Source organism: Nodosilinea sp. AN01ver1 (assembly GCF_050565655.1).
Lineage (GTDB): Bacteria > Cyanobacteriota > Cyanobacteriia > Phormidesmidales > Phormidesmidaceae > Nodosilinea.
The window spans coordinates 24,592-33,950 of the sequence record NZ_JBNXVS010000054.1 but is presented as its reverse complement, the minus strand read 5'-3'; the positions used below and the strand labels follow the sequence as shown (position 1 = coordinate 33,950).

The 9,359-nt window shown below is 41.9% G+C and carries 6 protein-coding genes; 1 reads left to right on the top strand and 5 read right to left on the bottom strand.

The window, feature by feature from the left end; genetic code table 11:
• The first annotated feature begins 120 nt into the window (after positions 1-120).
• Positions 121-792: an IS630 family transposase gene (locus ACQ4N7_RS26320; protein WP_430714412.1), complete on the top strand. Its 672-nt coding sequence runs from the start codon at positions 121-123 to the stop codon at positions 790-792.
• Positions 793-931: 139 nt separating this feature from the next.
• Here ACQ4N7_RS26320 and ACQ4N7_RS26315 read toward each other — a convergent pair whose 3' ends face one another.
• From ACQ4N7_RS26315 to ACQ4N7_RS26295, 5 genes are all read right to left on the bottom strand, one after another.
• On the bottom strand, positions 932-2,038 hold the full coding sequence (locus ACQ4N7_RS26315) for a hypothetical protein (RefSeq protein WP_430714411.1): 1,107 nt from the start codon (positions 2,036-2,038) through the stop codon (positions 932-934).
• An 18-nt stretch (positions 2,039-2,056) separates the two neighbouring features.
• Positions 2,057-3,583 (bottom strand): hypothetical protein, encoded by a 1,527-nt coding sequence (locus tag ACQ4N7_RS26310; protein WP_430714410.1) that lies wholly within the window; start codon positions 3,581-3,583, stop codon positions 2,057-2,059.
• Entirely contained in the window at positions 3,573-4,976 is a 1,404-nt protein-coding gene (locus tag ACQ4N7_RS26305; protein WP_430714409.1) for a hypothetical protein, read from the bottom strand. Before ACQ4N7_RS26305 ends, ACQ4N7_RS26310 begins: the two co-directional genes overlap by 11 nt.
• A gap of 3 nt (positions 4,977-4,979) precedes the next feature.
• Positions 4,980-7,313 carry a hypothetical protein gene (locus ACQ4N7_RS26300; protein ID WP_430714408.1) on the bottom strand — a complete coding sequence of 778 codons (2,334 nt, stop codon included), beginning with the start codon at positions 7,311-7,313 and terminating at the stop codon, positions 4,980-4,982.
• Positions 7,314-7,661: 348 nt separating this feature from the next.
• Positions 7,662-8,993 (bottom strand): radical SAM protein, encoded by a 1,332-nt coding sequence (locus tag ACQ4N7_RS26295; protein ID WP_430714407.1) that lies wholly within the window; start codon positions 8,991-8,993, stop codon positions 7,662-7,664.
• Positions 8,994-9,359: the final 366 nt, after the last annotated feature.

Sequence of the window (9,359 nt, the reverse complement as noted above, 5' to 3'; positions counted from 1 at the left end):
GTCAACTATGGCAGCCACCAACCCTAAGTGGTCCAGATTCTCTATCTTCAAAGCGCGATCCCATGGATTGCTCTGAGCTTACCTCAGTCGCCCTAAATATCCCTTTTGTCAACCTGCGGAATGTCGGGTCACAGCCATCGTCGCCGCCAAGACCCGGTGCTGCGAGCCCGGAAGCAGGCTGACTTAGACCTCCTACAACAGGCCGCCCGAGACGGTTATATTCGGTTGCAGTACCTCGATGAGTCGGGCTTTGATAGCTGGAGTCCCGTCAGCTACAGCTGGTCATTGATGGGTACCCAAAAGTGCCAAGCGCAGACGGCTCAGCGCAGTCGACGGCTCAGTATTCTAGGGCTTTGGGAACCGGGACGGGACATGAGCTATGGCTTAGTCGTAGGCAGTCTCACCAGTGCCAGTTACATCCGGTTTATGGATTGGCAAGCCACCCGCGCCCAACGGCTGTTTGAGCGCACCGGTATCGCCACGGTGATCTTTCAGGATAATGCCTCAATCCATACCAGTAAGGCGGTACAACAGCGTCTTGCCATCTGGCAGGCCCAAGGCCTGGAGTTCTTTCAACTGCCCCCGTACTGTTCGGAGATGAATTTTATTGAGACCGAATGGCATCAACTCAAAGCCCATGAGATTCGAGGCGAGATGTTTGAGGATATCTATGACCTAGCCATGGGCGTGATGGCTGGATTGAACCGCCGAGGTATGCAGGCAGGCTATGCCCTCAAACGCTTTAATTTTGCCTCGAATCATCAAGCCAATCCTAAATTCCTCACGACCTAGCAGGCCTACGTTTATTTAGGGCCATCTACTTATCAAGGGGGGACAGAGCGAAACTTAGGTAACTAGGCACCGGAGGAATTTGAAAATCAGCAATTGTGTACCTCGCTCAATCGAGCATTGCTATAGGTATATCTAAAACTTAAGTCTTTTTAGGAGGACGGACTGCGTAAACAACAATACCTAATTCAAATGAGGGACGATACCCGTCTCCTTCGTAGTTAAATAACTGCCGCGCTGGACCTACGTTAAGCTTGTGCAATTGCTGACTGAGACGATGAATGGCAACCTTGATAGGAGAACTTTGCTCAACTTTTCCTTCAATTTGTACTCCTGCTCGCAATCCTTTTCTTCCATCTTCGCCATATCCGTAGGCAAAATCTTGCCTTTCAGGAGCATCTACATCAGCTTCAACACTCAGTGTCTTTTTAGATTGTCGGGATGAATGCTTATAGTCTTTTTCTTGAATGAGAACATTGGCTTGTCTTTCAGTCTGTAATGCTAAAAAAGATAAGATTTGAAAAGCACTAGAGTTTGGCTTAATAGCTTTTAGGTGATCTAATCGCTTTGATCCAGGCATTTCAAGAAATACCGTTTTTTCCTCTGCTCTTTGCCAAAACTCATCTAGAATCCTAGAGCCTCCCTTCTTTAGCAGTGGAGAGATAGGTAGAAATTGGCGTTTAGGAATCTCCATTTGCTCGACGATCGCTTCATATGTCTCTTTAGAGAAACCCAACCCGATAATGATTTTAGGCGTAATAACTTCAGCTTTATTATTGACCTGCGAGCGCTTCAATAAATCAATGATCCACCCATAACTTTCATCAGGGGACTCCTTGATATCATCTTTGTGAACGACATCAATCACACCCTGTTGCCGTCTGAGTTTCGCAGTCTCCTGGCGAAAAATATGGCGATCGCCCTCTTGCTTATCACTCTCAATCTGTGGAACAGCAGAGATAATAATAAATTGAATATCCGAGCGTTGAGCCGTAATCTCTCGAATAACACCATGACCCTGCCAGCGTTGTAGTTCTGGTTCTTCCTCCTTTATGGAAAAGGGATTGACGTAGAGAATCTCGTCTATCAGAGCAAATTTAACAGATGGATCAGTCTTGGCAGCCTTGATAGCTTCCTTAGCATCCTTGGTAGCATAGCAATCAAAACCGGCTTCCATCAATCGTAGCTTATGGCTATTTAACCAAAGCTCATCATCTTCGAGAATTAGAATACGAGAAGTAGGCGCCACAGCAATGACTCCATTACACTAAGAAGCTAACTTAAGATTTTCACCTGCTGCAGATTGTACAAGCTTGAACCATTGTTGAAAGATAGCCTGTAAGTATGAAATAGTTGGTTCCAAATTTTTCTGCTCTCTCAATCTACTTAATGCATTGAGCAAATGCTGCTGAATTTGCAGAGTTTCATCTCCAACCTTAACAACAGTATGGCAGGCGACCGGAGTGTTAGTTCGTGTTTGCTCAATTAGAACAGCAATTTCTTCTGTCGCTGAATCTAAGCTATCAGTTGGATGTTCTAGCTTTTGTAAGCATGGAATAACTTCCTGGTCGTAGAAAGATTTCAATGCTTCCATCTCTTTTTGAAAAAACTTAAGGTTCTCTTGCTCCATAGGAACTAAGATTTTTAATTTGGAGGTGAGGTCTGCTAAAGAGGGCGGAACCGTTATAGCGGCATGGGAACCCTGACCAAATCGCAACACCCGGTATTTTCGCTTTAAGGTCGAGAAGGACTCAGTAGAAAGCACCAAAATAGCTCCAGCAAAATTTTGCAACCTCAGAAAAGGCAACCCGCAAACTTGTGATTCAGCCAATATCAGGACTGACTCTCGAGGAGGCTTACCGATAGTTTCCAAGTTCTCAGGTTCTAATATCTCTCGTTCAATCCCTAGAACGAGAGACGCTGCTGTGGCTGCTGCTACTCCAACGCAACTCCCTCGAATTGCCAAAATCCTTTTGGGTAAAGAGGTTGCATCATCTACGGCATCTTCTAATGCCTTGGCGTTAGCGTTGGAGGATAGCACAAGCTTGAGTTCGTTGTATGCATCAACTATATTTGGATATGTTATAGCTTGAGAAGCAACTTCACAGGCCTTAGGCTGTTGAATCACCAGACTGGCAATTAATCGATCTAAATGACTCCGAGAGATATCTAACTTATTCAGGTTTTCCCATTCGGCATCCAAACGTTTCAAAGTTCCTTGATATGTAGATTGTTCAAGCTGACTGTGCTTTAGTAGACCTAAACCCTCTAGCCACCACTCTGGTCGAGTGACTATTTCAGATGATTCATGATTTACGAACTCTAAATAGCTCTGGCATAGGGTTACGATTGCTGGCAAGACATCTAAAGGGGGAATACACATTGACGGAAACGCTTGTCGCTCTCCAGCAATAAATGCAATCAACTCATCAACGTCAGTGGATTGGACAGCAAAGTAAGGATAGGTTTGACGGAAAATTGGAATGACCCCCGTCTTAAGCTGAGGAGCTCCGGGTGTATTAAACTCGAAAGTATAAGTTGCTTTAATCTGAATATCACACCAGAGCTTCATATCACTGGAGTGAAAGAGAACTGCATCGACTTTCTTAGGTAAACGATCACGGGGAATTGATAACCCATCAGGATCATCTGGAACAAATTTGCGGCAGCGCCCTGCTTTAAGCATGTATAGGCAAGAGACCTGCTTTAATAGGAGTTCTATCCAGGCATCGTTTCGCTCGTCGTTACATACCACCACAAGGTCAAGGCTTTGAATTGAATTATCAAGCTTCATCGCTACCTCCTGACACTAAATATTCGGTTGAAGCAATGATAACTTCATCTTTATGCATATAAATTACGCCTGGACTCATAAACCCATCGTCATTAAACATCATGTTGCGCCACAAACGAGAAATAGCATCTTTTGTGTTTCTTGGTAGTCCATTATAAGAATCGGGATCTGGCACATCAATTTGCTCACTGTCAAATCTTTCAGCCAATTGTTGCACAAGATTCTGTGGACGATTTAAAGCTTTTTCAGTTGCTTTCCACTTAAGCTGAATCTTTAGGGCAACTCCATCTTGTTCAAAATAGGCTGTTTTAACTTGCGAGATGTTTGAAGGATCCTCACGAGGTTTAAAGATGTGATAGAAGAACTCATAAAGAGATATGGCGGATAATTTCGCTTCTGGTTTATCTTGAAGAGGAAAAACCGCGCCTGTAACCCTTGGAACCTCTTGCCACAAAGATGGGTCTTTTGCTAAAGTATCAATGTTGCCATAAATGCGCTGATGAGCCATTAGCGCAATTAGATAGGCAGCCCCAACAGATATATTGCGTCGTCCTTTTTTGTTAGTGCTGCCACAAAAAACCTCACCACACAGGTGCTTCAAAGATTCATGGATGTTTCTAATAGACGCCGTATCCTGCCACCAAGCATCGGGAAACTTCACGTCTAAAGCATCTTCCACAGCCTTTCTATACTGATCAGCTTTAGGGCTTCCGCTGATAAAATACTCTTTGACTTGGGAAAAGTCATGTTTGACGAGATCAGCTTGAGCGTCATCGAACCAACCAATTGATTTTGCCCAGGTTATTTCTAAAGGCACCGGGCGAAACCCGAGCCATCCTATCAGGTCGAGATACCGTTCTCCAGATTCGTCAATCTTGCTTTTCTGAAAAAAACTTAAGTTGTAAGCATTACTCGTAGGTGGCCTTGCGCTACTTAAATACGCCAATTTTTCTTTAGATGAAAAAATATTCTTTTCTTTCCAATGATCAATAAACTTATCTCCTACAAGAAAATTTGAGCCAAAAAAAATATCAACTAAGACGTAATAATCAAATTCTTCGCGTGCCTTGATGCAGGTGTCATCTCCTAGAATATCCTCACAGCAGATAGCATCGATCCACTCATTAATGCAATTTATTATGGTATAAGAATCTTCCTGAATTTGGTTTGGGTTAGGTAAGTTAAAAAAACCAATTGCACGAGTCAGAGGCCAACCTCGAACGATGTCGTACAACCTCTTCAGCCCACTTGCAGTAGGAGGCGGTATCTCAAGTTCGTGCCAATTCGGTAGATTAAAATAGTCATCAATTACAATGACGATTCGCTTTCCTCTATTTCTATCTTCAACATATCCAAGGGGAAGCTCTTCATCAGGATAAGCTTTAAGCTCCATAATTTATGACTCCTTAGATATTCTGAAAATTTTTGTAGACCAGTAAGATTCCCTTTGACCATAATCCTCAATCCTAAAGTAGCTTTGTACTTCATTAATATCTTCAAAAAAAGCAGTATCCCGAGATTTAGAGGCTATCACTGAAGGAGGTACAGCAACATTTCTAATCTCAACCTCTTCTTCTCCAACTAACACTTTAAGATAGGCATTTTGTGTATTTTGCAAAGGTTGTAACTGTCCACAAGCTGACCGAAATGCATGATACGCAGCTTGCCAGAAAACATGGTAGAAGCACAGTATAAATCCCTTTTGAATTGCCCAATCTGCCCAAGGTTCCTCTAGTAGCGGAGACAGTCCTATATGACGCTTAAATTCGTTAATATGGCTGTCTTTCTTGAGAATTTCGAAAGCTTTGTCATTAATCTTCTTATCTAATTTTTTATCTTCTACTGTCGATGCAAGCCTTTGGAGAGTAGCTCTCTCTAGAGCATGACTTAGACTTAAATCGACAACCTCTTGGATAATCTCTCCAGCAATAGAGGTTTGCCATTCTGGAAAATCGATTTCGCTAATAAGTCTCTCTGCCTCTAAATCAATTTTTCCCACCACCTCAGCTACTGTCTTTAGATGCCATAGTCCTGCTCTAGATCTAGAGCTTAACTTCTTACGCTCAGGGTCAAGCCAGACCATATTCATCAAAGCAACAGCCTGATGAGAAAACTTTTGAGATTGCTCTTCAATGCCCTCGCCTTTAGCTTTATCTCTTTCTATGCTTATTATTTGGGCTAAATCATCTACTGACTTGAAGAGACCAGGTACACGACTGACACTAGCGTCATAACCATCAATCTCCCGTTCAATTAGCTTTAACTTGTCAGGCAAATTTGTTAACCACACAGGGCCAAACAATCGAATTCCATGCCCCTTGTAAATCTCCCTTGAATCTAACAAATGTGATTGATTTTCCTCTCCTTCTCTTCTAACGTTAAAGCAAACGAAATAATCCTTTAAAACCTCAATAAAGACATCTTCTTTTTTGATTCCTGCTCTCAGCCTTTTCTCAGCCTGTTTAAGCGCCTCCTCTCGCAAGGAGAGCTTTAGGGTGTCCGATACAGACTTAATCGTGTTGTAAATTTTGGAATACTTCTGGCGATTAAAAATTTCTGGAATATCACCATTAGCAGGATCAAAGTTTAGGCTAGAGTAAATAAAAGCAACTCCAGCAAACCAGTAGTCATCAATGATCAAAGGGTAGTAAATTAAGTAGCGAAAACCAGCATCTCTAGGGTTTTCTAAATCAAGCTTGTGAATAAGAGCTGACTCTACGCATGTGAACCATCCCCAACCCTCAGGAGTTCCAACCCAAGTCCTTGTGTTGCTCAATTGATCCTGATAAATATAACGAATTTCAGGATTATCTAATCCTAAATTCTCAGCCATCTCTCTCATGAGAGTTTGGTACTCTTTCCCTACAGTATCAAGAAAGAGACCAGATAGCAAGCTGTCAAACTTCTTTTGATCATCTTCAGGATTTCCTAAAGAAACAAGTTTGCCCTGTTTCCAGGCCTCATAAACTAGAGCAGTGCTACCAACGTTAGTGGGAATATACTGCACTTCATATTTTTGTAATATATAGTCTAAAATTTCTTTAACTCTTGTTAGCTTATTTGATATTTCTGAATCTAAACTTTCATCAGAAGTGAGTTCATGATCAACAGTCTTCAGAGATTCATGTAATTGATTTAGCTCTTGAATAGAATCAGGCAATTTTTTTAAGCTGTCTTTGGTTTTTTCAGATAAATATTCATCATCTTCAATAAAAGGAGGTATAGACCAATCTACAGTAGCTAGATCAAGCCCAATAAACTTTGCATTTCTGTACAATCGCTTAAGATCTTTGAGGCATGTAATAAGGGATGCTTGCTCAAAGAGTTTGTCTGATATGTGAGGATCAAATCTTCGTTCGAGTTTACCTGGTTCAGGCTTATGATTGAATAGAATTTCAAACGCAATGAATCTGGGATCGTACTTGGCAAGAGGTCGGCTTTCCATCAGGTAAAGTTTAGCTCTATCGTCAGTGAGAGAGAGGACTGCTAAATTTTCCTGGACACGCTCAACATAGTCCACAAAGTTAGGATTTGATGTCATGATAGGTAATCCTAGACGTGCCATCGCTGTGTCTTTTTGGCTATACTTAGCCATTCTGCAATCATACATGAGAATCTCTGTGGGGAAATAAATTTCACAAAGTCTTAAGCTAGTAGTAGCTGACACCCTGCTATGGGTTTCTTCGTTTGAGAAATGTAAAGCCATATCCAAAGCTAAGCTGTTAGCCATTCAAACTGCGTTAGTACAATTGCTCTAAAAGCCTTACGGCAAGAGCTTAGCAGAGCCCACTATACAATTAGATGCTCAACAGCCTTGGTGATGCAAAAAATTCCTGAAACCCCTACAAATAAAGAATTCTCGCCGAGACAGCAGATTTGGGATTTCTCAAGGGATTGAACAAAGGTAATGGGTTTCAGCCGCTATTTTGACCGCCTGGACTGTCCATCATGAGACTCAAAAAAAGTTTTCTGCACCACTAAGGCTCAACAGCTTGTCAACAGGCAAAATAATTTGTCTAAACTTACTTTGCGTACGGTTAAGATCGTTGAGGGGTAAGTTTCGGCAATTTAATTAACCTCAAACGTTACTATGAATCGGTAAAGTTCCTGCTTTTGCAAAACTATATTCGTACTCATTCCAAATGCAGTTAGGATCTTTTTGGGTGTAGTCGCTATAGACCGCTTTTGCTAGAAGGGAGTCACCTCCTAAGCAGTGTGTAAAGCATGGTTTGTCATGACAGGAGGAGCGATCATAAGACAGCACCGCCTGATGAAAGGGAGAGTTGGGATAGATACCTCTTTCATAAATGGAAGCAATAGATTCTGATTGGATATTACCGATCGCTGACTGCTCATAATTCTTCTGCACAAGAGACTCACAACCACCGATTACGTAACCATCAGCAGTAATTCGTAGGGTGTGTCGCCAATATTCTGAAATCAACTCTGGTCTAAGAGTCAAAGTGATCATGTCATTTATGGGAATATCCTGGTACAAATGTCCATAGCGATCCTGGTGAAGTTGCTCTGGTATTAACCATCCCCTATCCACCAAAGATGGCAGGAGGGATGCTGCATAGGTAGGAATTTCTACAAAAATAGTCACAGCTTGAGCAGGTTGGATAGGTGCAAGAATCTTAGTAAGGCTGTCTAAAAACACCACTAAATCATTTTCATGCAATTGGTATTCCTGCATTTTTATTGCCATAAGAGGACTAACATCAAACCACCGAACGCCCTCTTCCTGCATAAAATGAGTAATCAATCGGATCACTGAGTCTTCATTTAGACGGGTCAATGTAGCCGCAACCATGATTCGCTCTGCTATTTGATGCTGCAAAGCAAGCCGCAAGTTATCTAAAACCAAATCAAACTTCCCTATACCTCGAAAGAGCTCATGCTCATGACGTGAACCATCAACAGAAATATCTAAGTAGTCTAATTTGATTCGTTTTAGATCGTCAATATATTGATGAATAGTTAATCCATTAGTGATACCACCAAATTTTAGGTTGGGATATTGTTGCCGAAGTTGAGCTAAATGCTTAAAGTAAGGAATTGACCGTTTGGGAGTGAGCGCATCGCGATCGGAAACACAAACCATACGGGTACCTAAAGCCTCTACCATAGTGGTAGTTGTTTCCATCAACCGTGGAAGCGGAATCAATTCCTGAATCATTTCTCCGCTGCTGTAACCTAAAAAGCAGTGTTGGCACTCTAAACCACAGGTATTGCCAATACCAATTTCTAACTGCAAAGGTTTCGCCCTTGCTACTAGCTCTTTATAGAGAGCAGAGCCTGTAGTTAAATGATGTCCAGTTTGGTGCCACTGTCTAACAACATCGATATTAAATCCCTTCTTATCAGATGCTGCTCGGTATACCCCTCCCTTACAACCTGAAATAGGCATAGTTAAACTCACTCCCTTATTAGATTCAGTAGGTGACACAACTGCATGACTAAGAGGAGCAACCGTTAGAGTGCTCCTAGATAGTTAAGCGGAGACACAGGTCGTCTCTAGCAATCGTGTGTACATATTGGGAGTTTCTAGAAATCTGAAGAAGCTTTGTACTAAGGAGCAGTGGCTAGAAGCTTGACCTAGCAAGGGTTAGGTTAGCTTAGAGAAGCCTCAAGATCTTGTAACTGAGTTACAAGACTAAGTTTGTGTAGGATTGTCGCATCTACACGAAGTCTTTATTGAGGTTAAATGGGGATTATGAAGATAGTAGATAGTACATTTGCTCAAGTAATTGTTCTTAAAGAAGATGATCGTTTG

What these genes read in the sequence shown, in the direction of transcription:
- ACQ4N7_RS26310 (WP_430714410.1), bottom strand. Translation starts at nt 3,583, where the DNA reads ATGAAGCTTGATAATTCAATTCAAAGCCTTGACCTTGTGGTGGTATGT.
- ACQ4N7_RS26305 (WP_430714409.1), bottom strand. Translation starts at nt 4,976, where the DNA reads ATGGAGCTTAAAGCTTATCCTGATGAAGAGCTTCCCCTTGGATATGTT.
- ACQ4N7_RS26300 (WP_430714408.1), bottom strand. Translation starts at nt 7,313, where the DNA reads ATGGCTAACAGCTTAGCTTTGGATATGGCTTTACATTTCTCAAACGAA.
- ACQ4N7_RS26295 (WP_430714407.1), bottom strand. Translation starts at nt 8,993, where the DNA reads ATGCCTATTTCAGGTTGTAAGGGAGGGGTATACCGAGCAGCATCTGAT.
- ACQ4N7_RS26320 (WP_430714412.1), top strand. Translation starts at nt 121, where the DNA reads ATGTCGGGTCACAGCCATCGTCGCCGCCAAGACCCGGTGCTGCGAGCC.